Below are 23644 nucleotides of genomic sequence, written 5' to 3' on the forward strand. Positions count from 1 at the left end.
TCCGATCTCCGCTCCGCCTACGGCTCTACGGAGATCGGAACCGCGGCCGCACCCTCACGCCTCAGGGGTCAAAGTTGGACGCCGATCCGGGGTCAGTTTTGCAGGCCGTTTGACACGATACGCCCACGAGGGGATCGATCTGCCGCTCTCGACGCTGGCCGACTAGGTCGGCGCCTGCGTGCACGCTCTTCGGCCGCTTCACGACCTCATCGCCGCCCACGTCCTCGCCGCCGAGCGCCTGCACGGCGACGACACGACCGTGCCGATCCTGGCCAAGGGCCGGACTGCGACGGGCCGGATCTGGACCTATGTGCGCGATGATCGCCCTTTTGGCGGTCCGTCGCCACCGGCGGCCTTGTACTACGCTTCTCCAGATCGCACCGCCGAGCAGCCCGAGGCCCATCTGAAGGACTGGGCTGGCATCCTGCAGGCCGACGCCTATTCCGGCTATGGACGCCTTTACGCTGCGGGGCGAAGTCCGGGACCGCTGACCCAGGCTCTGTGCTGGGTACACTCCAAACGTAAGTTCTTCGAGCTTGCCGACATCGCGAAGAACGCCCGGCGTGGAAAGAGCGCGGCGTCGATCTCGCCCATGGCGCTGGAGGCGGTGAAGCGCATCGATGCCCTGTTCGCCATTGAGCGTGAGACGCACGGCTTGCCTGCCGCCGACCGTCTGGCGATCCGCCTGGAGCGTTCCACGCCGCTCCTTGCCGACTTCGAGGGGTGGATGCGCACCGAGCGGGCACGCCTGTCGCGCCATGCAGACGTGGCCAAGGCAATGGACTCCATGCTGATCCGGTGGGATGCCTTCACCCGCTTCACAACCGACGGACGCATCTGTCTGTCGAACAACGCGGCCGAACGAGCCCTACGTGGCATCGCGCTCGGTCGACGCTCATGGACCTTCGCCGGCTCGCAGCGTGGCGCTGATCATTGCGCCTTCATGCTGACGATGATCGCCACCGCCAAGCTTAACGATATCGACCCGCACGCCTGGCTCGCCGGCGTTCTCGCCCGCATCGCAGACATGCCACAGGCTCGACTGTCAGAACTCGTGCCGTGGAACTGGGCCGTAGCAACCCATCAGGATCAAGCCGTCGCTGCCTGACCGCGGCCTATGCCGGATGCGTACGAGGAGCCAGCCCGCGCTGCAAGAGTGTAGCCGAAAGCGGCTTCAGCCTCGCTCGTCATGCTGTCACTCATAACTAGCTCGAAAAAAAGGGTTTGTAACACCCGCTGACATTACCCGATCCAGTGTCAGCTGCGATTGCACTTCAGTTTCTCGATACATGTAATTCTTTGTCCGCGCACTACCAAGATTTATAAGCCTGCGAGTGATCTTGCTCTCACCGCATGTACCATTCAATGGAGCCAGTCATGATCCTCCTGCCGCAGATCAATACGACCACCGTGAGCAACCTCATCAACCCAATCGCAGGCGTCGCCAATGCCGGGCTTGCGAACGTTTTGAGTGCAGACAGCGGAACGGTTCTGGATGCAACACTCGGCAATCAGCCCTCTCTCCTCAACGATACGAGCCTGCTGAACGATCTCACGAATACGATTGCAGCCATCACTGACACCAGCGTTACGAACGTTGTGAATGTCATCGGCGGTGTAGTGCTTGAGGGGGAGACGATCCTCAGCAATCAGTCTCCGATCCCGACTGGTCCGGACCTATTGAATGAGCTGACCAACTTGGTCACTGGCGTTTCGGATGCCGGCCTCGCGGACGTGGTAAATGTGGTGAATGGAACAGCGCTAGAACTAGAGGCAACGCTAGGCAACCAAGCCTCGGTTGGGACTGATACGAACTTTTTAGCAAACCCAGTCAGCACGGTCGCAGTCCTTGTCGATGCGGACCTTAGTGACGTCGTGAATGGGGTAAGCGGAACAGCGCTAGAACTCGAAGCAACGCTCGGCGGTCAGATCCCAATTATCGATGCCAACGTTGATCTTCCAAACTCGGCTGAGTCGACCTCACCACTGGTTGGCATTGATCTAGGGCTCGGCAGTGCACCTAACACGGGCTCGCCAACCGCCCCCACATCGGGCGAGCCAGACAGCACTGCATCCGCTGGCACGACTATCTCCGTTGGTGTCGGGAGCACAGGCAGCGTTGACGCGTCGGCTGGCACGGGCGGTACCCCCAACACGCCACCCACAGGTGGTACGCCGAACGTGCCGTCCACGGGCGGCACTCCAAGCGTGCCGACCACGGACAACGTTCCGAACCTGCCGACGACTGGTGGCGTGCCGACCACTGGTGGCAATTCGTCGCCGACGACGCCAGTGACGACCCCCCATTCACATCTGCCTGGCGGCCATGGTGGTTCAGTCGGGTCGGAGAGTGCAGCTCATCTCACCAGTTCGGGCGCGTCTACCGGCGGCAAGATGATTATGGGACATGCCGGCGAGGGCATGCTTATGGGTGGCAACCAGAACGATATGTTCTTCGGTCACGATGACGGTCATCTGTTCCTCGGCAACCAGGGCAATGACATGGAGTTCGGCGGTGCTGGCAACGACGTTTTGCGGGGCGGCAAGGGCGACGATTTCGTTTCGGGCGGCCATGGCGATGATCATATCTGGGGTGATCTCGGCGACGACATTCTCGAAGGTGATGACGGCGCAGACACCTTCTATTTCACCCTGAATTCGGGCAACGACATCATCTCGGATTTCACCTACTCGGAAGGGGATCGCCTCGATCTACAGGGACAGAGCTACACCATGCACGATGTGGGCGGCTCGGCGGTGGTGCATCTATCAGGCGGCGGATCGATCACACTGGCTGGCGTATCTTCGGTAACCCTCGACGCGAATGCGTTCGCCTGAGACCTTCATCGTTAATAGAGGCTTAGTAGGCCCGCCCAGATCACCCAGGCGGGCTTATTCTACCTAGGCGGCCCTGCATCTTCAGAATGTAGGGCGCTTTCTGAGAATCGAAATCGAAGAGCGATCTGCATGACGTGCTGCTTGAGCTTGGAGCTCTCGGCCCCGAATCATGTCTGGGAGAGCAGTAGAGCGCGACGTCAAACACCGGCGGAAAGCCAAGCCATCAACCAATATCCCAAGGGAGCTTGGAGCGGCTTAGTGATTTTGGAGGCCTGCAGTTCGGGGTCCGTTCACTGGCTCTTCAGTTCGCGAATGACACACGAAGACCTATCAACACGATGATGATCTGATCCGCGAACAGCAGACGGCGAAGGGACGCAACAGTGCAGCAGGTTCGCGAATACGAGCAAGCGGATGGGGTCATCTCGCTGGCCAACCTCCTGGGGGCGCTGAGCTATGCCTTGGACCTTACCGAAGGCCAGCCGGTCGGCCACTGCCTTCGCTCGACCTGGATCGGCATGCGCATCGGCCGGGCGATGGGCCTGCCCGACATGCAGCTCTGGGAGCTGTACTACACCGTCATGCTGAAGGACCTCGGCTGCTCCAGCAATGCGGCGCGGATCTGCGAGCTCTACCTCTCCGACGACATCGCCTTCAAACGAGACTCCAAGACGCTGGGCGACAGCCTTCCGAAGGTCCTCGGCTTCATCCTGTCGCATACGGGCAGGCGATCCAAACTCGGCGATCGCCTGCGCGCCGTTCTCAACATCGTCCAGAACGGCGAGGCGATCGTCGACGACCTCATCCAGACGCGATGTCACCGCGGCGCCGAGATCGCGGCCAGCTTGCGCTTCCCGCCATCCGTTTCCGACGGGATCCAGGCGCTCGACGAGCACTGGAACGGCGAAGGACGGCCGGATCGCCTCGCGGGGCCCACCATTCCGATCTACAGTCGCATCGCGCTTCTCTCGCAAGTGATCGACGTCTTTCACACGGCCGCCGGCCCGGAGGCGGCGATCAGCGAAGCGCGGGCCCGATCGGGGACCTGGTTCGATCCGCATGCGGTGGCATGCTTCGAGCGCGTCGCGGCCGAGCCGGACTTTTGGGCGACGCTTGCATCCAAGGGTGTTGCGGATGCCGTGCTCGCGCTGGAGCCCGGCCGCAGTCTGATCGCCGTCGATGAAGCGTATCTCGACGACATCGCACGAGCATTCGCGCAGATCATCGATTCCAAGAGCCCGTTCACCTCCGGTCATTCCGAGCGCGTGTCGATCTACGCCGACATGATCGCCGCCGAGCTGGGATACGCGCCCGACCGCCGGCGCTGGCTGCGGCGTGCTGCCTTGTTGCACGACATCGGCAAGCTCGGGGTCTCGAACGCGATCCTCGACAAGAACGGCAAGCTCGACGAGGAGGAATGGCGCGAGATGCGCGCCCATGCATCGCTATCGGAAAGCATATTGTCCCGCGTTCCCGTGTTCCAGGAGATGGCGCGGATCGGCGGGGCCCATCACGAACGACTGGACGGGAAGGGCTATCCGCGGGGCCTTGGGGGAGAACAGATCGAACTCGACACCCGTATCGTCTCGGTCGCCGACGTCTTCGACGCGCTGACCGCCGATCGGCCGTACCGCGCTGCCATGTCCGTCGAGAAGGCCCTGTCGATCATGCACGCCGATGTCGGCGCGGCCTTCGATACGTTCTGCTTCGAAGCGCTGGAGCGGGCGATCGAGGCGATCGGAAGCGATCTGACACGCGCTAGACTCTCAGTAGCCACCGAACCTGAACTCGCTGCATAGTTCACAGTCGGGCTCGCCTTGCAGGTTTCCGGCAGATACGAAGGGGCAGCTATTGGCTGCTAGCCTTTCTGCCAACGGGATAACCCCTCAATCGCCGTATTTCATGTTTGGAACGGCCGATAGCCAGCTATCAGCGTCGTGCCGATCGACGCCACCGCTGTTTCCAGGGAATCACCTCACTGACGCCTCGTTCTCCCCAAGCGAAGAACGTACGGAAAGATACGACCTCCGCATCGTGTTTAGGAACTCTCAACGGGCGAGGGCGAGGGCTCGCCGACACCATGATAGCCGTCAACATATCCTGTGGTTGAGTGTTTACACCTAGTTTGAATGTGCAGATCATACTTAGACGGGTGTCAGCTAAGATGATCAGCCAATCATGGAAAAGAAGCACATCATCGTCGTTGAAGACGACGCTCTCCAGCGGGAAGTCATTTCTGAATACCTCTCCCGCTCGGGGTTTGACGTTTCGCAGGCGCCCGATGGCGCCGCGTTTCGTGAGCTCGTGCGTCAACGCGCCGTTGATTTGGCTATCGTCGACCTTCAGCTCCCCGATGCCGACGGTTTCGATCTGATCCGCCTGCTTCGAGACACTCAGCGCTGCGGCATCATCGTGCTGACCGCGAATGACGATCCAACGGACAGAGTCGTCGGACTCGAGGTCGGTGCCGACGATTTTGTCGTGAAGCCTCATCCTCCAAGGGAGCTTCTGGCACGCGTGCGAAGCGTTCTGCGACGCATCCCTGATACGGAAACGATTGCGACGCCACGCTTGGCTGCTGAACCACCCATTATGGATTTCGGAGGTTGGACCCTAGACGTCATGGTGCGCGGACTCCGTGGTCCCGCTGCCGAGCAGATCGACCTCACCGTCAGCGAATTTGCGCTTCTCAAGGAGTTGCTCGCCCATCCTGGCGAGGTAATGGAGCGAGATCAGTTGATGCGAAACGTGTTCCATCGGCCTTGGAGCTATGAGGATCGCAGCCTCGATGTCCTAGTCGCGAGGCTACGTCGCAAGCTTGAGCCAGCAGCAGGATCCATGCGGATCGGGTCGGTACGGGGGACCGGCTACGTCCTGAGCGGTTCGACGCTTCAGTAGTCGCCAGCCATCATCCGAAAATCAGCCAGCCAGCTGTTCCGAAGTGAGCTCCCTATCCCGGAATGCTGCGAGATCGGACGCTGCATGAAGGCATACGACGGAAGCTTGCCCGATCGCAGCCAGCGCAGCATTGAGTTCTCCACCTGTCTGGCATGCTTTTTCGAGACCACGACACGCCTCGGCGAGTGCCGTGAAGCCAAGAACTCCGGTCATCGATACGAGCGCGTGTGCCTCTTTCCCCAAGACCGCGTGGTCATCGATCATTCCTGCCAAGCTCGATAGTCGCTCGGCAATTTCATGGAGCGACTTCTGAACTCGCGCCACGCCAAGGAGGTCGATGACCTCTTCGAATGTCTCACGATCGAAGATGTCGGAATTGGGGGCCGCCGGCTCAGAGAGGCTGTCGGGGGAGAACGCCATCCATTGTTCGACCTTGGCCAACAAGGCTAAACGGTTGATCGGCTTTGCCAAATAGTCGTCCATCCCAGCTTTCCGAAAGGCCTCGACCCGATCGGACATCACGTTTGCCGTAAGGGCGATGATCGGCGTTGCCGGGCCGTCGCCCATCCTGCGACGCAGCTCCGTAGTTGCCGCTAGACCATTGAGACCCGGCATCTGGATATCCATCAGGATAAGTCCAAACCTCTCTCGTGCAGCGAGTTCGATGGCGCGGTTGCCGCTCTCCGCCTCCACAACGCTGTAGCCCGCCTTTTCCAGAATGGTTGTCGCGACCTCCCGGTTGACCGCCAGGTCCTCGACCAGGAGGATGCGACCTAAGGGCATGCCATGCTGCCCCTTAACTCGCGAAGACAGCTTCTGGTCTGTCAGCAAGGCGTGAGAAGCGTAGAGATCAGTGACCGGCTTCTGGATCTCCTTCATTGGCAGCGCCAGCTTGAAAATCGATCCCCGCCCCAACTGGCTTGTTGCCTCAAGGGTCCCGCCCATGAGCTCGGCTAGGGAGCGGGAGATAGCTAGCCCAAGCCCGGTGCCACCGAAACGCCGTTCAATGGAGCTGTCCGCCTGATGGAAGCGGTCGAATAGGCCGCCAAGCTGTTCTGGTGAGATACCGATGCCGGTATCGCAAACCTCGATCGTGAGGCCAGTATGGCTAGCGTGCGATGCCGCCAGGGTAACCGACCCAGCATGCGTGAATTTCACTGCGTTGTTCAGAAGGTTGAGAACAATCTGCCGCAAGCGAGCCATATCTCCCTGCACGAAGAACGGTATATCGGCATCGATCGACAGGTTGAGCTGGAGTCCTTTGGAATGAGCCTGCACCTCGACAAGCTCCAGCGTCGTCGAAAGAAGGCTTGAAGGATCGAATACGTCCTCGTTGAGAGTGACTTTGCCGGCCTCGATCTTCGACCAGTCCAGAATGTCGTTGATGACGGTTGTAAGCGCAGAACCTGCACTGTGGATCAGATTGATCCGACGGGACACATCGGGGGCTAGGTCGGGCTCATCCAAAAGCAGGTCGGCGAACCCGATGACGCTGTTGAGTGGGCTGCGGATCTCATGGCTGACGGTTGCCAGAAAATCGCTTTTGGCTTGTGCGGCTTTCTCGGCGCGTGCTCTCGCCTCCTCTAGCTGCTGGGTCCGGAACAGCACCCGATCTTCAAGGAGCGTATTGACCGTAAGAAGCTCTTCCGCCTTCTGGTCCCGGGCTCGAAAGGCGGAAGCAAGAACATCGGAGAGGGCCTTCACCTCGATGAAACGTGAGCCCGTTTCAATGCAGGAGATATCCGCTCCATCGCGCACTGCCGCAGCCTGATCCGCCAACCGAGAAATGGGACGTGCGATGGCGGTAGCGACCTTGCCTCCTACAAAGGCTGCGAAGGCAGCTAGGAGGATGCCCATCAGCGAGATTGCCCAAGTGAGCGCCGTCACAGGCAGGAAGGCCACCGTAGAGGGCTGGCGAGCGACGACTGACCATCCCAGCCCCTTGAACTGCGCCATTCCAGCTGTCGGTGCCGTAACCGTCACAAAGCCTTGCTGACCAGGATCGAAAACAGACCCCAACTCCGATCGAGGTCCGAGAAGGATCTTGCCATCATGCGAGATCACGAGAAGCTCGGAAGCATCCAGATCTGAAATCGTCGAGAGAACGGCGCGTCGAACTTCGTCGACCCAATCCCAACTCAAATGGGCTGCCAGCACTCCGATGAAGCGACCCTCGTCGTAAACGGGCGCGGTCACGTCGACGAACCGAAGCATTTCCGTCTTGTCCGGTGCCAGATAGCGCTGGAGCAGTTTGGCCTCGTGAACGTCGAGGGCAGCCGCGCCCTGTCGCCCTGCTGCGAACCAGGGTCGTGACGACACATCCTCTCCTTCGAGAAGACCACTCGTCGATACAAGAACGCGGCCATCCGGTCCCGCCAGGCCAATCCAGGCATAATTTGGCACGGCTCGCTGCAAACGCTCGAGGAACGCGCGCTGACCATCTCTGTCCTCACCGCTGAACAGGGTCTTCATTCCTGCCGCCGTGGTGATGTCGCCCAGGCGTTCGAACATGTGCAGATCGAGCCGTTCGCTCATCTGGTGCGCAGCCTGCGAAAGCTGACGCTCTGCAGCCTCCCTCAAAGCTGTCGATGCGCTTATAACCGTTGCACATCCGAGAACCGTCACCAGAACGATCGCGAAACCTGCAAAGATAAGAGAGAGGCGAATGCGGAGCGACATACGGAACCGGCCACACGTGAGAATAGAGCGTGCACAATGCCACGTTCTACCCGATGCGAGCCTTACGATCTGGCTGCGGTCACCCCTGCGGACGCCACCCCTCACAATCTATGACTGATCGATGTTGGATGCTAAGGCGGACCCATTCGCAGAAACCTCGAAAGCGTTACATGCAGTTACATTCTCGTCAAAACGTAACATATCGGCGGAAAAGGTGACGAGCGCATCATTGGATTTCAAAGTGAAACATTCCGGTCACTTGATGTCTTAATTTCCGATTTTTGCGAAAAGCATCACTTCATTCGCCGTTTGCATATTCGAATTCAGCAAACGATGCGAACGGAGACGACAATGGCTGGCTTGCTTCCGACGGGTACGACGACCTCGCCTTCACTCTTCAAAGTCGCATCTGCCACGACCTCGGCCGTTCAGGCATCTGGTTCGTCCTTTACGTCGACGATGACCTCTTCCGGCAATGTCGTTACTGCTCTCCAGACGTCGCAGCAGACCTTCAGCTCGTCCTTCACTCAAGCCCTTTACGGTGTGCAGGCGGGCCAGTCGTCCACGTCGACCTCTGGTGCAACTTCGCCGTCGACTACTTCGACTTCCCCAACGGGCACGACTGCACCTACGCCCGGCACGACCTCGACGACAACGCCGACGTCTTCGACGGCTCCTACCTCAACCTCTTCAACTCCTACATCGGGTTCTACCCCGACGGCCACGCCATCCACGTCGACGTCTACTGCTGCACCGGCCCAAAGCTCCACGACGTCCACAGCGCAGTCGAGCACCAGCGCGACGTCAAGCGGTACGGCCACAAATCAGAACTCTGCTGCGGCGCCGACTTCCTCTTCGTCCACGCCTTCGTCGACGACCTCGACCGCACCCCCAAGCACCACGACAAGTGCGCCTACGAGCGATGCGTCGACGAGCCCATTTTCATCTACCGCCTCGACCTCCGCGGCAGCTTCTTCGAGCACACCGACGAGTTCGTCGCCCACATCGTCGACTCCTATGGCTTCATCGACGCCGACGGCTGCTCCGGCTCCAACTTCTACCAACTCGACGACGGCTACTACTACGAGCACTTCACCCGCACCCGCTACATCGTCGCCGACTACCTCAACGGCGCCTGCGCCTTCGTCGAGCACGGCGTCAGTTGAGACTGGCACGTCGGCTCCGTCCTCTACGACCAGCTCGGCGGCTCCGGTTCCGGAACCCACCAGCTCGAGCCCGACGCAGCCTTCTGCTCCCGCATCGTCCACCCCAACGTCGCCGCAGACTTCCGCACCAACACCTTCTGAGCCGTCCTCCGCATCCGCGCCAGCAGCCCCTGTCTCCACTTCGGCCCGATCATCAGAAGCATCAAATCCCACTCAAGCTCCGCCCGCAGCGCCGGCAAGCGAAGCGCCGCCGGCAATTGCGCCAACGAGCACCGAAGCGCTGCCAATAGTGGGTGCTGTCAACGCCTCGGCGCCAGAAGCTTCGGCAGCGCCAGAGCAATCTGCGCTTGAAACCGCTCCCACTGCTTCTGCGAATAAACCCGCAGCTGTCGACCCCCTAGTAACGGCGCCGACGCGTCCTGAAATTGAGAAGCCGAAGGCGATCAGCGCTACGGTGCGGGCGATCCTCGACCAAATTTCCAAAGTGAAGCAGAGCAGAAAGCTGGAAAGTGATACGGAAATGGACCAGCTGCGCAGTATGGCTCAGAAGGTCAATGACGACCTGCACAACGAAGAGATGATCCAGCGCATCGGTGAAGCGATGGAGGCTACTGAAGCTGGTGCGTACTCCGAGCCGGCTGCTACCAATCAGCAGGCATCTTCAAGCAACGTGTACGCTCCCAGCAATCGGTCAGCCTCTCTTTCAAACAACGCGGCATTCGCATCGCAGATGCAGGCTTACCGCGAGAACGCTTAAATCCACCCAAAAACTGCGACGAAGAGGCGTCCAACCCGAGCGGTTTGGGGGCCTCTGCTGCCTCAGCGCAACTTCTGGCCCACGTAACCCGCCGAGATCCGCTCCGCGTATGCCTCCTGGAGCGACCGCTGCCCGAGAATGAGCGCCTTGGTCGCCACCATCGGATCGCCTCCAGCCACCCGCAGCGCGTCGCCGGCAGCCTCGTCGAGATCGTCCTTCAGAGGCAAGTCCGTGATCCGTTCGGCCAGCTTCGACATCGCCCATCTCCATGCGACACGCTCTGTGAATGATGACTCCGAAGACGGTTGAGGGGAAGCTTCTGTTCCTATTTTGTTCTAGTTCGTAAGGAAACAAACCGGAGCCGCCCCATGCTCGACCGCCGCCTCCCCAAGCCCGCCACAGTCGACGCCGAACAACTCGCGATCGATGCTCTCGGCTATATCGCCAGCGAGCCCGACCTGATGAAGCGTTTCCTCGACATCACGGGCATCGAAGCCGACGGGATCCGCCAAGCGGCCAGCCAACCCAGCTTCTTCGTCGGCGTGCTCGACTTCCTGCTGGCGAACGAGAACGACGTCGTCGCTTTCAGCCATGCGACCGGGACGCCGCTCGAAGCGGTTCAGATCGCAAGGGACAAGCTGGACCGCGGCCCGGCTGGCTGACGCCGTGGTCCAGCCGATCCGCAGTCTCCGCTGTGGGTCCCAGCGCGCCTTTTGCTGTGTTCTCACGCCGTTGGCCCTGTGTGGGGCATGCCAATCCCGTCGAAAAACCGTTTCCTGCCTAAGCGCGAGACTTTGAAATGAGAACGCGTTCAGGCGTGTGTTGGAAATGCAGGCGGAGCGTCATCGACGATTTCCTCTGCGGTTACGACGAACCGCTTGAGCTCACTAGGGCCGAAGGTCAGCGTCAGAGGAACGTCAGCGGCGTCGCGACCGCGCGCAACTAGGACGCGGCCAATCCGTGGGCTGTTGTTGCGTGGGTCGAACATATGCCAGCGCCCGCCGAGATAGACCTCGATCCACGCAGCGAAATCCTGCGGCGCGTGCGGCGGCGGCAGCCCGATATCACTGATGTAGCCCGTGCAATACCGGGCCGGAATGTTGAGGCACCGGCAAAATGTCACGGCGAGATGGGCAAAGTCTCGGCAAACGCCGCGCCCTTCGTTAAAGGCCTCCCATGCCGTCCGAGTGCTGCGCGAATGCTCGTAGCCGAAGGTCAGGTGCCCATTGACGAAATCCACGACGGCCTGCACCCGCGCCCAGCCTAGCGGCTGATGGCCGAACAGCTTCCAAGCTGTCTCTGACAGGAGATCGGTTTCGCAATAGCGGCTTCCCAGCAGAAACTGGAGTGTCTCGGCGGGCAACTCGTGAACCATGGTCTGGCTCGCGGAGGTTTCCGCTTGCCCGCTGTCCCAGCGACCGCTGTCACGGATGACCGAGCGCGTTCGCAAGGACACCATGCCGGCCGGTGCGAGAAAGCGGTTGCACCAGTTTCCGAATTCGTCGCGGTATCCTTCGACACGAACGGAAGGTGAAACCGCCAGTGCGTCAGGCGCTTCCAGGTCCGAGACGCGCGACGAATGAACAGCCAAAAGCGCGACGACCGGTGTCGGTTGCGGAAACTCGAAGGTCAGTTCGCTGCCGATAAGGATGCGCATAGCTTGTACTCCTGTCGTCTGATGATCATCGGGACGTATGAAGGAGCTGGGCCAGTCCAGCGCATACGCCATCTAGCAGTGTCGTCTGGATGCGATCAATCCACCGTATGCGGTTGCTTACCCGCTTGCCGCGGATCGAGACCGAATGCCGGTCCTGCGGGAATCGCGTCACCTACCGGTGCTAGGACTTCGTCGGGTACATTCGGCCGGCGATAAGCCGTCCTCACCGTCCGGATTCATTTTCCGGGCATCGATGACCCTGCCCAACGGCACGGTGATCTTCTGGAAGCAGTTCGGCAAACGGGCCTTCAAAATCCCGATCGGTCCGGACGATGAAGGTAAGAAGCTAACTTCTTAGCTTCTATCTGACATCAGGAAGGGGCTGGGAAACTGGCCCCTTTTTTGTCATCACAACGCCGTTCTCCGCGTCGAGCTCGTCGGACCGCTTACCCTCGTCGTGCGGATCCAACGGCAACGGCCGCGTGAATTGAAGCTGAACGGACCGGTTCAGCCTACCGAGGGCTCGCCGAGCCTAGAACCGTCATCACCGAAACAGGAGCGGTGACGACGATGACCGACGACTTCAACGAAACGCCCACCCCGACACCCGCTGCTGCGCCCCCCGCAGGAACGACGACCGTAGGTCGCCAGCGCCTGACCTCGCGCAACGCGATCCTCGGCGCCGGCGCCCTTGGTGTCCTGGCGCTTGGCTTTGCCGGCGGCGCTGCCGCCTGGAGCGCGACGCAGCACCGCGAGGCCACGTTCGACACCAGCCTTGCTACGACCCCGATCTCTCAGCTTTCCAGCGCTTCCGCAGTCGGTATCGCCGGCCAGGTTGCCGAGATCTACGGCAACAAGTTCGTGGTGAGTGACGGCGCCGCGAAGGCACTGGTCGAGACCGGCCGGGCCGGCGAGGGAGGCAAGCTGGTGACGGCTGGCGAGACCGTGACGGTGCAGGGCCGCTTCCGCGACGGCTTCCTCCATGCCAGCGCCATCCAGCACGCCGACCAGCGTATCGACGAACTCGATCCGCCGCCCCCGCCCCATCATGGGCCGAAGCACGGTCCGCGCGACCTCGGTCCTGCTGGCCCGGATGCGCCGGACGAGGCGAACTGATCGCCTTCGTGGACTGACCCCATCTGGGTCGGATCAATCCCTTTCCCCAACTGTCCGGCGAAACAGCTGGGCAGACCTAGGCCCCTTTGGCGTCCGTCCTGGAACGGCACCATGGCTCAAGGCTCGATCCGAAAGGCGCCGGATCGGAGCATCTTGCTCAAGGATCGACATCTCATGATCAAATCAGCTTTGCTCGCAACGGCTTTTGCCGTCGGGTTCACCTCCTTCGCGGCGGCGCAAAGCGCCCAATCGCCCGATGCTCCGCCCCCGCCGCCGGCCGCTGCAGCGATGGCGGGACCGGATGGCAACGCCCGTCCCGCACCGGCCGACCTGCCGCCTCCGCCCCCGCCGGGCGAGGCGCCGCGTCCCGGCGATCACCGCGGACCGCCGCCCCCGCCGCCGATGGGCAAGGGCGTCGAGATCCGGCTCGGTCGCGATGCGGGCATCCGGGTCAACTGCGGCGATGAGCCTATGGAGGCTTGCATCGCAGCCGCCAAGCCGCTGACCGACCGCATTCCCGATCTTACGCTGCCGCCGGCGCCGCCCGCGCCGGTCGGGGCGCCGATGCCCTCGGCAAACTAAGATCTAAAGGCCGGACGGCGGGAAACTGCCGTCCGGTCTTCGCGTTCGGCAACACGATCGTCAGCCATCTGACGAAAGAGCTGTTTCCGGTTCTGTGCCAAGCGATCAGTTCGGCTCGGTCGTGCGTTCGTTGATCAACATCCACGGCCGCCAAAGCGGCTTGCGCACGAGATCCCGATGCAACGCTTCCTGTCCCTCCTGACTGCCACCTCCTTGTCCGCCTGCGTCATGCTGGGGGCGCCCGTCGCCTCGCGGGCCCAGGCAGCAGGAGCGAGCGTCGAAAAAGTCGCGGACTTTCCGCATCAAGTGACCGGCGTCACCGTCTCGGAGGACGGGCGCATCTTCGTCAACTTCCCGCGCTGGACGGAGGACTCGCCCGTCTCGGTTGCCGAGGTCGCCAAGGACGGCTCGATCAAGCCCTATCCGAACGAGGACTGGAACTCGTGGCGCAACGCGCGGAAGGACGAGCTGGCTGCCGGCGACCACTTCGTCTGCGTCCAGAGCGTCGTCGCCGACAGGCGTGGCGCGGTCTGGGCGCTGGATGCGGGCGCGCCGGCGCAGAGCCTTCTCGTGCCGGGCGCGCCGAAGCTGGTGCGCATCGACCTCGCGTCCAACGCGGCGACCAAGACCATCGCCTTCGACGAAAGCGTCGCTCCGCAGGGCTCATATCTCAACGACGTTCGCTTCTCGTCCGACGGACGCCACGCGTTCATCACCGACAGTGGCGCGAAGGGGGCGCTTGTCGTAGTCGATCTCGAAAGCGGGAAAGCGGTGCGCGTCCTCGACGGCCATCCTTCGACGCAGGTGAAGAAAGGCCTCGTCGTCGAAGCGGACGGCCAGCCGTTGCGTCGGCCCGACGGGCGTGGCGTCGAGTTCTCGGCCGACGGTATCGCGCTGTCGAAGGACGGGCAGCATCTCTACTGGCAGGCGATCAAGGGCGACACGCTCTACCGGATCGAGACCGCGGCCCTCGTCGATGCGTTGATCGGGGGTGTCGACGCCGAGGCCAAGGTCGAGCCCTTTGGCAAGAACGGCGTCGCGGACGGATTGTTGATCGGCCGCCAGAGCGGCGACATGTACGTTACCGCCCCACAGGACGATGCGGTGAAGATCCGCGATCTATCGGCGGAGGCTTCAAGCGAACCGCGCATTCTCGTGAAGGATGAGCGACTGCGCTGGCCTGACACGCTGTCCGAGGGCCCGGACGGAACCATCTATGTAACGACCTCGCGCATTCAGGACAGCGCCTTCTTTAAGCCTGACGCTCCGGCGGCGTTGCCGACGCAGCTTTGGCGCGTCGTGCGCTGACGCTAGGCATCGCCCATGGCAGCGGAGCGGTCTGGCGCACGGACCGCTCCGCTTGCCGAGTGAACTCGTCACCCTCTCACGTCCACTGAAAGTCATGAAACGGAGGTTGGCGAAAGTTGCATCCCTGACAGCGTGGTAGGTGTCAGGTTCGCCGCAGCCGCACGCCGGCCCCGCCGCCGTTCTCGGGGATGAACTCTACGCCGGCGTCCTCGAGCGCGGCGCGGATCGCAGCTAACGCGTCCTGGCTGCCCGCGTACTTCTCATTCTCGAAGTTGGTGATCGTGTTCCGGTGCACCTTCGCGGCGTCCGCGAGGTCCTGAAGCGACCACTTAAGGGCTGCCCTCGCCATTCTCACTTGTGCAGGCTTCACAACCCATTAACCTTGTGCTATCTGAACAAGTGCAGATTACACAAGCCGCCCGCAGGGAGCAACGAAAATGCAGAACGGCCGCACCGCGCCGACCGGCGAAGTCATGTCCGGATCCGACCCGCTATTAACCCTCGTCCATGCCTTCGAGGCCGAGGTCGCGCTGTTCAACGCCGACGACGATCGGCCGGACGCGATCTGGGACGCGCTCTGGCTGCAACTCGCGCACCGCACGCCCGATTGCACGTCCGACGAGGGCGCCTTCGCTGCGCTGGCATTCGTTGCCCGTGAGCTGCAGGAGAACCTACCGAACGAGTTGACCAAGAGCATCCTCCAGTCCGTCCTGGACTACGCGCATCGCCGGCAGTGCGACGCCTGAGTCAATCGAAGGCGCTTTGATGAAAGCGACGGTCGGTGCGATGTCGGTGCCGGCCGTTGTTGTCTTTGGATCAGAGGAAAGCGCCGGGATATCGCCTATTTCAGTCGGCCGCGTGCTCAACGAGTTTCCGAACGGCCATGGCCTCAGGGCTGCCGCCGCCGCGAGCCAGGAAATCCTCGATAGAGCTCTTAGTTTCCGTCCCGCCGGATGCCGGATTGGCACGATGGATCACGGCGACGACTTCACCTGTTGGAGCTCGTTCTACCAACCAGTCGTCTCCATTCGACGATCGGTATGCCGTTTCGATAGGTGCCATGATCGGGTTTCTCCTCAGCCTGCAGCGATCAATGGATTGTCGGGGCTTCGCTTTCGGCAAACGACCCGATGCCCTGAAACTGCTTCGTCAGCACGAACTGTCGATGCGCTTCCTCAGCTGTGGGGAACAGCTCTTCCCATGTCGTGGAGCCACCTTCATGGTCGACAACCTCCAACGCCCATCCGTCCGTGCTCCCGACGATGCGGTAGATGTGCACCTGGACCGTGATGCCATCTTCGGTGACAACGCCGCCGAGAGGCGAAAACTCGAGTTCGGGGTTGTCTTGGGTCATTGGGGCATTCCGTCATCAGGCAGTCCAATCTGCCAGTGTTCACCAGACGCAACCAAACGCAGCGTTACAAGCGGTCGGCAACCAGCCGGTCCTACCGCCGTGGGGAGACTATATGCGCGAACATGCGCAATTCGCTTCCCAAGGGTTCTATTCGCAGTCCTCAACCCATCTATCAACTTGCCTGAGACGGTTTGCGAACGATCGGGCAGGTGAGGGTGATCGCCTCGTCGTCAAGCAAATTGCGCCAGCGTCAGGCCGCCAATTAGAATGAAAGCCAGCAAGAACAGGTAGAGCTTCAGGCGCCCGAACAGGTTGTCCCCACGAAGAGAACCTTCCAAACTTTCAGTGCCCCCTGATCGTCGCTTTGCACGCTGTCCATTTGTCCGCTCCGTTCAGGACGGCATATGGGCCGTCACGGAAATGAAGAGGCTCAAGACCCTTATCGATCCGGGAATGTTCGTTTGCCGTCTGCCTTCGAAGCCGACGACGCGGAGCGCGATGACGCCGAGGTATCGGACCTTGCTGATACCGCGGGCGACAGATTGCGATGAAGCCAATTCCGATCGTTCGGCTGGTTACCGAGCCGCTGGCCATCCCGTTGATTGGCGAGATGGCCGAAATCGATCAGGCGTCGGCCTTGGCGCGGGCCTTTGCCGGCCGCTTGGCCTTCGGCTTGGCCGTGGGCTCCGGCACAGCTGTCGGTTCCGACGCCGCAGCTTCGCCCGCCTCGGCCTCTGCCGGTGCGACGCGCTTACGTCCCAGGCCCAACGCCTTGGCCACTTCGGCGCGACGTTTCGAATAGTTCGGCGCGACCATTGGATAATCAGCCTTCAGCCCGTACCGCTCGCGATAGGTTTCGGGCGTAAGGCCATGCGTCGCGAGGTGACGTCGAAGCGCTTTGTAGGGCTTCCCGTCGATCATGCTGATGATGATGTCAGGATCGGCCAAGCTCTTCCGCGCGCTGACGGCGCCCTGGTATTCTGCTGGCGCTTCCTCAGCCGCGGGCGCTGCTTCGACCGGCGGATCGATCATGCCGACGAGGGCGGAGTGGCTGTTCTTCAGGAAGGTATGGACGTCTTCCGGTGCTACCCGCGTGTTCGGGTTTGATAGCCACGCAGTCGTGATCTCGACGGCCAACTCGACGGCGTTTGACTTCTCTTCCACACCAATTCTCCACAACCTAAAAGCGACAAGCTGCAGTAGGGACCGAATCAGTGATCTGCAGCGAGATGATTGGTGATAGTCGATAGGTGAAGCATGGTGCCAGCACGAATATTTCTACAGAGCCAAACCATAGGGTCTGATGTATGACTGACAGTATGACATTGCACAACGGCTGCGCAGGTGGCGCGATGAATTGAATTAAGAGACGAGGTCGCGTTTGCGGGGCCAGCTTTCTTCGTCGCTTGAGACTAGACGGGGTGGTTTCCGGACGGTCCGCTCCCCGCTGCCCATGGGCGGAAGCAGACGCTCAAGTCCAAACGTGGCGCCGCTGCGCTAGATCCGTTAGCCAGCGCCAGGACCTCCCCGGGATGACTGTCTGATCGGCCGCACGGTACGCCCTATGTGCGCGGGACAGGCAAGTTGGCTGTCGAGTTTCTGAGCGTCCCGTTCAAACTGACAGGATCGTCAAATTGTCGGACGGTCGCTCTCCCGGGACGAAGGCTTCAAACTGGATGACCATGGCCGAGACAATCATCGATCACGCAGCCATCCTTGCCGGCATTCCTCAGCCCTACCTGGTCCTTGATGCGGACCTGACCATCGTAGCCGCGACCGACGCCTACCTCAGGACCACGGACCGAACGCGTGAGGACATCGTCGGCCGTCACATTCTGGAGGCGTTCCCCGAGAACCCCGACGCGGTTGGCACGGTCGAGCAAGGGCCGTTGGAAGTCTCGTTGCGCCATGTTCTGAGGACTGGCGAGCCACACGAGATGGCTGTGATCCAGTACGACATCCCGCGGCCGGCGAGCGAGGGCGGTGGCTTCTACCAGCGGTATTGGACGCCGATCCATACACCGGTGAAGGACATTGCCGGCACCGTCCGATACATCGTCCAGAACCCGATGGACGTCACCGAAAGCGTCCTGCAAACCCGTGAAGCCGACGCTCGGCTGCGCATCGCCCTTCATGCCGCCGACCTCGGATCGTGGGAGTACGAACCGGAAACCGACATCTGGCGGCGAAGCGCGACGGTCGATGCGTTCTTCGGTGTCGGCCCCGGCGAGGGTGGATCCGTCGCGGCGCCCTTCTTCGCGATGATGCATCCCGAAGACCTACCCCGCGTCATGGGTGCCGTTCAGGAGGCTCTCGATAGCCCCGATCAGACGACCCTGCGTTTCGACTACCGCGTGGTGGATCGTGTGACCGGGGAAACCCGGCACATCGCCTCCCGCGGCGAGGTCCTCCGCACGTCAACAGGGAAACCGCGGTTGATCGGCGTCATGATGGACGTGACGGCCGATCGGATCCGCGAGGCCGCCTTGGCCGACGCGCTGAAGGCGCAGGAGAGCCTGTTGATGCAGAAGGACCTGCTCCTTGCGGAAGTGAACCACCGCGTGAAGAACAGCCTTCAGCTCGTGATGAGCGCCCTCAGTCTCCAAGCGAGACGGTTGACCAACCCTTCGATGGAAGCCCCGTTCAGGCAGGCAATCTCCCGCGTCCGTGCGATCACCTCGGTCCACGAGCGCCTTTACCGGACCGACAACCCTCTCGTTGTGGAAATGGCCGACTATCTCGACGGCCTTTGCGCCGACCTCGCCGCCAACTCGGAACTGCGTGACCTTCTCCAGGTTGACGTCGAGCCCGTGCACCTGAGGACGGAGCGGGCGATACCGATCGCCCTTATCGTCAACGAACTGGTGACCAACGCCTTGAAGTACGCGTATCCCGAGGGAACGTCCGGTCCGATCGTTCTGTCGCTGAGGACAATAGCGGACGGAATGCTGGAACTCAGCGTCGCCGACCAAGGGATCGGCTTCTCGAGCGAGACCACGTCGCAAGGCCTTGGCACGCGTCTCGTCAAGACGATGGCGTCGCAGATCGGAGGCCGCGTCGAGACGCAGCCGACCGAGAGGGGCTACCGATCGGCGGTGATATTTCCGAAAGATGCCCCCCAATGAGCCTGTGCATCATGATCGTCGAGGACGAGATGCTGCTCGCCTTGGACCTGGAGGACATCCTCGTAGAAGCGGGACATAAGGTCGCCGGACAGGCCTCAGACATGCACCAGGCACTTGCCCTTGCCGAACGCTTCGGCGAGCAGATCGACGTCGCCATCATGGATGTGAATCTCGCGCGTGGCTCGAACGGTGTTGAGACGGCCGCGGCGTTGCGCCAGCGCTGGAACATTCCTTCGCTGTTCGTCAGCGGGAACCTCGACGAGAAGACACGTGCGCTCGCTCTCGAATGGCAGCCGGTCGGCTTTGTCGGAAAGCCGTACTCCGAACGCGAGGTGCTGGCGGCGATCGCAACGGTTGCCGCGTAGGCAAGCAGTCCGGATCCGTGACTTCCATCGCGATCGATTGCAGGAGACGAGGTCTACGAGGCTGGCGGCGATCCTGAGAGGCTGGTTGCGCAGTCTGCAAACGTCCGATGATGCCCGCCATGTACTGGCACCAACGGCAACGCTCTGTCGCACGGCGTTGTCCAGTCCGTGGATCTTGAACGGGCTTCGGGCGGTATCGCCAACTGGTGACACCCTGACGTTTTCGCGATAGGGCGATCTAGCCGTTCGGCAAGACGCTGCACGAGGCTGATGCGAGAACGAAGCGAGCGGCACGGTGCTCCAAGTCCAGACCACTGACAGGCATTCCAGCCGTATCGAAGCCCTTCGCCGCAGCGGGCTCCTGACGCGCTCGCACAAGGGTGAATTCGAGCACCTGACGACGCATGTGCGCGACGTCCTCGACGTGCCGGTGGCTATCGTCACGTTGGTCGACGAGGACCGGCAGGTCTTCGCCGGCCACAGCGGCCTGCCGTCCCCTTGGGATGCCCGCGGCGAGACGCCGATGACGCACTCCTTCTGCCAGCATGTCGTCGACCGCAACGCGACCCTGAACGTCTGCGACGCGAACCTCGACCCGCTCGTCCGGGACAACCATGCCATCTTCGACATCGGCGTCGTCGCGTACCTCGGCGTGCCGCTGGCGCTGCCGGATGGCGAGGTCGTCGGGGCTCTCGCGGCGATCGACACCGCGCCCCGGGTGTGGACCGATGCCGACGAACGCCGACTGCACTCGATCGCCCGCACCGTCGAGAAGGAGATGGCGGTCCGCATCTCGGAAGCGCGCTGGCGCTCCCTCTTCGAGGGCCTGCACGAAGGCTTCATTCTCGGGCGTGTCGTGCGCGACGAGGCCGGTCGCATCGTCGACTGGCTGTACGAGGAGGTGAACTCGGCTTGGCACGACCTGACCGGCGTCCCGCACGGCTCGGTCGTCGGCCGCACGATCCGCGAGGTTTTCCCCGGCATCGAGGACGAGTGGATCGACGAGTTCGCCGACGTCGTCCGGACCGGGACGCCGGCGCGGTTCACTCGCCAGGTCGGGACGCTCGGTCGCTGGTACGACGGCGTGGCTCAGGCGATCGGCAGCGACCGCTTCACCGTCATCTTCCTCGAGGTGACCGATCGGATCGAGCAGGAGCGCCGACAGAACGCCCTCCTGAAGCTCGGCGACGACCTCCGGAACCTGTCGACCATCGATGACATCGTGGCCGCGGCCTCGGAATGTGTCGCATCGGGGATCGAGGCGGATCGGGTCGGCTTCGGCTCTGTCGACGAGCGATCGGAGACGGTGGAGATCCGTCCGCACTGGATCGCGGCTGGCATGACGAGCATCGCGGGGCTCCACGACTTCCGATCGTTCGGATCGTTCATCGACGAGCTGAAGCGCGGCGAGACCGTGGCCATCGCCGATGTCGAGACGGACTGCCGCACAGCGGGCGCCGCAGGCGCATTCTCGGCCATCCAGATCCGATCGCTTCTGAACCTGCCGATCCTCGAGGCCGGCCGCATCGTCCTGGTGGTCTTTGCGCACCGTCGGAATGTCCTTGCCTGGACCGAGTCGGAGCTACGTTTCGTGCGTCAGGTCGGCGACCGGACGCAGGCCGCCATCGGGCGCCTTCGCGCTGAGGAGGGACAGCGCGTCCTCAACCAGGAACTCGCGCACCGGATGAAGAACTCGCTCGCCATGGTGCAGGCCATCGCGACGCAGACCCTGCGCCAGGCTCGCACGATGGACGAAGGCCGCGAAGCCATCACCAGCCGACTCTCGGCGCTGGCGCGGGCACAGGACATCCTGACGCGGACGGACTTCACCGAGGCCAACGTGCGCGAGGTCGTCGATGCGGCCATGGCACCGCACAGGTCCTCTCAGGTCCACATCGAAGCCTATGACGACCGGATCACGCTGACGGCCCAGCAGGCGCTGGGCCTGTCGCTTGCGATTCACGAGCTGGCGACCAACGCGGCGAAGTACGGCGCGCTGTCCTGCCTGGAGGGCAGTGTCACGATGTCATGGGGCGAAACCGACAAAGCATTCTATTTCAAGTGGATCGAAGAAGGCGGCCCGACCGTTGCACCACCCGAACGTCGGGGGTTCGGCTCCAAGCTGATCGAGCGGATCGTCGCTTCGTACTTCGATGGCGAGGGCCGCCTGGACTTCGATCCGGCGGGTATCCGCTTCACTCTGACCGGCGCCCCAAAGGCCGTCGAGACCGCTGCACAGGCCTGACCGCATACATGGCTCAATCGTTCGATCCCGCCCGCTATGCCGTCCTCGTCGTCGAGGACGATGCGCTCGTCCGATTCGGAGCCGTCGACCTTTGTGAGGAAGCTGGCTTCACGACCTACGAGGCGCGCAACGCCGAGCAGGCTATCCGGCTCCTCGAGCGCCATTCCGAAATCCGCGTACTCTTCACCGACGTCGAGATGCCGGGATCGATGGACGGCCTGAAGCTGGCGCGGGCGGTCCGCGACCGGTGGCCGCCGGTCTCGATCATCGTGACGTCCGGGCGCATGCAGGTCGGGAAGGAGGATCTTCCCGAGAACGGGCTGTTCTTTTCCAAGCCCTATCCGCCGCGTGGCATCATCAAGGCGCTGAACGACATCGCCGCACAGATCATGAACTGACTGGACCAGACAAGACGCCCCAGTATGAGTATCGCTTTCTTCGAAGACCCTGAGAACCGGGTCATTCTCCAGATCTGCCGGTCGGCGCCGGGCTACATTCCGGTTGTGATCGGTGGCACGCTACACCCTGTCCGCGAAGCAAGTACCGACACGCATCGCGTGTCGTCCGACTTGTCGGTGGAAGATTACGTGATCGGGCTCGAGGTGCTTGGCTGCAAGGTCACCCACGGCGAGAACGACGACACTATTGTCCGGGAGCCTACCCTGTTCAGGAGCGATGCCTGGCAGGCGCGTGCGCGCCAGATTCAGGCGATCTTGTTCGTTCACCACCGGGAGCGACTTCGTCCCGCCCTGTCCGACTACCTGCGCGGGCGCAAGCGAACGGCGGGCTGATCGAAGCCTAACGCAGGCGCCGCAGGCGTGCCGCCATCAGGACCGTCAGTTCCCTGATGTCGGACGGCCCCGGCACATCTTGGCCATCCGACTGCTGATGCGCCAATTCCCGGTCCATCTGCTCATGAAGATCGCGGATCTTGCCGATCATGTTCCGACCATCGTCCGTCAGTTCGACGAACGTTTGACGCCGGTCTCCTTGCCGACCGGTGCGAGCCGTGTATCCACACTCCGTCAGCCGATCCAGCATCTTCGACACCGTCGACGGTCGGACCGAGATGATCTCGGCCAGGTTGGATACGGACTGCGATCCGTGCTCGTCGAGCGCGAGAAGAAGTTCATCTTGACCGGAGCACAGTCCGATCTCGGCGAGCTTCAGGCCCATCAAGGCGCGCGTGGTCTTCCCAAGGTGCAGCAGGGCTCCGATCATCGAAGCCTTGGTGCCATCGGCATGCGCGTGTGTATTAGCATTGGACACAGTGACCTCCTCCGTCCATTGGGCATCAACCATTCCGCCAGCAAAGGGTTCAGACAGGTCGCGGCTAAGGGGGTGGGCAAATCCCTATCGAAGACGCTACGCCGCATAGAGCAGCGCTCGCTTTGGGGTATCTAGCACGGACCATTCAGAGGCGCGAATGGGTCGGAAACCGATCGACCGTCTCCATCTAACCGCTTCCTGGCTTCGCAGGCGCTCAGTCAGCCCTAGGCGAACAGCTAATCGTCAATCTCTTCAAACTATCGTCCGCCTTACGATCGGCCATTG

At 62.0% G+C, this 23644-nt stretch carries 23 protein-coding genes and 1 pseudogene; 16 read left to right on the plus strand and 8 right to left on the minus strand.

From position 1 onward, the window contains the following. The 4 genes and pseudogenes from ASF65_RS03150 to ASF65_RS03165 all read left to right on the plus strand — a co-directional run. Positions 1 to 1108 (plus strand): annotated as a pseudogene (locus ASF65_RS03150) (IS66 family transposase); the annotation flags it as partial. 269 nt (positions 1109 to 1377) lie between these two features. Beyond that, on the plus strand, positions 1378 to 2838 hold the full coding sequence (locus ASF65_RS21165) for a hypothetical protein (protein ID WP_156369141.1): 1461 nt from the start codon (positions 1378 to 1380) through the stop codon (positions 2836 to 2838). Positions 2839 to 3221: 383 nt separating this feature from the next. Further along, the gene (locus ASF65_RS03160; RefSeq protein ID WP_055885084.1) at positions 3222 to 4637 is read left to right on the plus strand and encodes an HD-GYP domain-containing protein; all 1416 of its coding nucleotides are present in this window, start codon (positions 3222 to 3224) and stop codon (positions 4635 to 4637) included. Between the two features lie 379 nt (positions 4638 to 5016). Then, the gene (locus ASF65_RS03165; protein ID WP_055885088.1) at positions 5017 to 5736 is read left to right on the plus strand and encodes a response regulator transcription factor; all 720 of its coding nucleotides are present in this window, start codon (positions 5017 to 5019) and stop codon (positions 5734 to 5736) included. A 21-nt stretch (positions 5737 to 5757) separates the two neighbouring features. Here ASF65_RS03165 and ASF65_RS03170 read toward each other — a convergent pair whose 3' ends face one another. Continuing rightward, the gene (locus ASF65_RS03170; RefSeq protein WP_082505139.1) at positions 5758 to 8415 is read right to left on the minus strand and encodes an ATP-binding protein; all 2658 of its coding nucleotides are present in this window, start codon (positions 8413 to 8415) and stop codon (positions 5758 to 5760) included. Between the two features lie 281 nt (positions 8416 to 8696). Here ASF65_RS03170 and ASF65_RS03175 point away from each other — a divergent pair, with 281 nt between their 5' ends. Continuing rightward, positions 8697 to 9581, plus strand: a complete 885-nt coding sequence (locus ASF65_RS03175) for a hypothetical protein (protein WP_055885093.1) — start codon at positions 8697 to 8699, stop codon at positions 9579 to 9581. A gap of 289 nt (positions 9582 to 9870) precedes the next feature. Next, positions 9871 to 10338, plus strand: a complete 468-nt coding sequence (locus tag ASF65_RS21170) for a hypothetical protein (RefSeq protein WP_156369142.1) — start codon at positions 9871 to 9873, stop codon at positions 10336 to 10338. Between the two features lie 62 nt (positions 10339 to 10400). On the opposite strand, the gene ASF65_RS03190 is transcribed toward ASF65_RS21170, so the two are convergent. After that, positions 10401 to 10595 carry a hypothetical protein gene (locus ASF65_RS03190; protein WP_055885100.1) on the minus strand — a complete coding sequence of 65 codons (195 nt, stop codon included), beginning with the start codon at positions 10593 to 10595 and terminating at the stop codon, positions 10401 to 10403. A 111-nt stretch (positions 10596 to 10706) separates the two neighbouring features. On the opposite strand from ASF65_RS03190, the gene ASF65_RS03195 reads away from it, so the two are divergent. Continuing rightward, positions 10707 to 11000, plus strand: coding sequence for a DUF3572 domain-containing protein (locus ASF65_RS03195; protein WP_055885103.1), 294 nt, complete (start codon positions 10707 to 10709; stop codon positions 10998 to 11000). Positions 11001 to 11149: 149 nt separating this feature from the next. Here ASF65_RS03195 and ASF65_RS03200 read toward each other — a convergent pair whose 3' ends face one another. Continuing rightward, positions 11150 to 11995 (minus strand): transglutaminase family protein, encoded by an 846-nt coding sequence (locus tag ASF65_RS03200; protein WP_055885106.1) that lies wholly within the window; start codon positions 11993 to 11995, stop codon positions 11150 to 11152. A 570-nt stretch (positions 11996 to 12565) separates the two neighbouring features. Here ASF65_RS03200 and ASF65_RS03205 point away from each other — a divergent pair. The 3 genes from ASF65_RS03205 (at position 12566) to ASF65_RS03215 (ending at position 15001) form a co-directional block, all read left to right on the plus strand. Then, the gene (locus tag ASF65_RS03205) at positions 12566 to 13111 is read left to right on the plus strand and encodes a hypothetical protein (RefSeq protein WP_162239444.1); all 546 of its coding nucleotides are present in this window, start codon (positions 12566 to 12568) and stop codon (positions 13109 to 13111) included. Between the two features lie 174 nt (positions 13112 to 13285). Beyond that, a complete protein-coding gene (locus ASF65_RS03210) occupies positions 13286 to 13693 on the plus strand; it encodes a hypothetical protein (RefSeq protein ID WP_156369143.1) in 408 nt (135 codons plus the stop codon). Between the two features lie 228 nt (positions 13694 to 13921). Next, the gene (locus ASF65_RS03215) at positions 13922 to 15001 is read left to right on the plus strand and encodes a major royal jelly family protein (RefSeq protein ID WP_244486552.1); all 1080 of its coding nucleotides are present in this window, start codon (positions 13922 to 13924) and stop codon (positions 14999 to 15001) included. A gap of 142 nt (positions 15002 to 15143) precedes the next feature. Here ASF65_RS03215 and ASF65_RS03220 read toward each other — a convergent pair whose 3' ends face one another. After that, positions 15144 to 15350 (minus strand): helix-turn-helix transcriptional regulator, encoded by a 207-nt coding sequence (locus tag ASF65_RS03220; protein WP_055885116.1) that lies wholly within the window; start codon positions 15348 to 15350, stop codon positions 15144 to 15146. Positions 15351 to 15438: 88 nt separating this feature from the next. Between ASF65_RS03220 and ASF65_RS03225 the strand changes: the two genes are divergently transcribed. Next, a complete protein-coding gene (locus ASF65_RS03225) occupies positions 15439 to 15747 on the plus strand; it encodes a hypothetical protein (protein WP_055885118.1) in 309 nt (102 codons plus the stop codon). 100 nt (positions 15748 to 15847) lie between these two features. On the opposite strand, the gene ASF65_RS21175 is transcribed toward ASF65_RS03225, so the two are convergent. The 3 genes from ASF65_RS21175 to ASF65_RS03235 form a co-directional block, all read right to left on the minus strand. Next, on the minus strand, positions 15848 to 16063 hold the full coding sequence (locus tag ASF65_RS21175; protein WP_156369144.1) for a hypothetical protein: 216 nt from the start codon (positions 16061 to 16063) through the stop codon (positions 15848 to 15850). A gap of 28 nt (positions 16064 to 16091) precedes the next feature. Beyond that, the gene (locus tag ASF65_RS03230) at positions 16092 to 16355 is read right to left on the minus strand and encodes a hypothetical protein (protein ID WP_055885121.1); all 264 of its coding nucleotides are present in this window, start codon (positions 16353 to 16355) and stop codon (positions 16092 to 16094) included. Between the two features lie 624 nt (positions 16356 to 16979). Continuing rightward, a complete protein-coding gene (locus ASF65_RS03235) occupies positions 16980 to 17519 on the minus strand; it encodes a MucR family transcriptional regulator (protein WP_082505140.1) in 540 nt (179 codons plus the stop codon). A 518-nt stretch (positions 17520 to 18037) separates the two neighbouring features. On the opposite strand from ASF65_RS03235, the gene ASF65_RS03240 reads away from it, so the two are divergent. The 5 genes from ASF65_RS03240 (at position 18038) to ASF65_RS03260 (ending at position 22881) form a co-directional block, all read left to right on the plus strand. Next, a complete protein-coding gene (locus ASF65_RS03240; protein ID WP_162239445.1) occupies positions 18038 to 19480 on the plus strand; it encodes a histidine kinase dimerization/phosphoacceptor domain -containing protein in 1443 nt (480 codons plus the stop codon). Beyond that, entirely contained in the window at positions 19477 to 19845 is a 369-nt protein-coding gene (locus ASF65_RS03245) for a response regulator (protein WP_055885129.1), read from the plus strand. Before ASF65_RS03240 ends, ASF65_RS03245 begins: the two co-directional genes overlap by 4 nt. A 295-nt stretch (positions 19846 to 20140) precedes the next feature. After that, entirely contained in the window at positions 20141 to 22090 is a 1950-nt protein-coding gene (locus tag ASF65_RS03250; RefSeq protein WP_055885132.1) for an HWE histidine kinase domain-containing protein, read from the plus strand. A gap of 8 nt (positions 22091 to 22098) precedes the next feature. Next, the gene (locus ASF65_RS03255; RefSeq protein ID WP_055885136.1) at positions 22099 to 22488 is read left to right on the plus strand and encodes a response regulator; all 390 of its coding nucleotides are present in this window, start codon (positions 22099 to 22101) and stop codon (positions 22486 to 22488) included. Positions 22489 to 22512: 24 nt separating this feature from the next. After that, positions 22513 to 22881, plus strand: coding sequence for a hypothetical protein (locus ASF65_RS03260; RefSeq protein ID WP_055885138.1), 369 nt, complete (start codon positions 22513 to 22515; stop codon positions 22879 to 22881). Positions 22882 to 22888: 7 nt separating this feature from the next. On the opposite strand, the gene ASF65_RS03265 is transcribed toward ASF65_RS03260, so the two are convergent. Beyond that, positions 22889 to 23359 (minus strand): MarR family transcriptional regulator, encoded by a 471-nt coding sequence (locus tag ASF65_RS03265; RefSeq protein WP_162239446.1) that lies wholly within the window; start codon positions 23357 to 23359, stop codon positions 22889 to 22891. Positions 23360 to 23644: the final 285 nt, after the last annotated feature.

This window comes from Aureimonas sp. Leaf324 (genome assembly GCF_001423245.1).
In the GTDB taxonomy this organism is placed as follows: Bacteria; Pseudomonadota; Alphaproteobacteria; order Rhizobiales; family Rhizobiaceae; genus Aureimonas.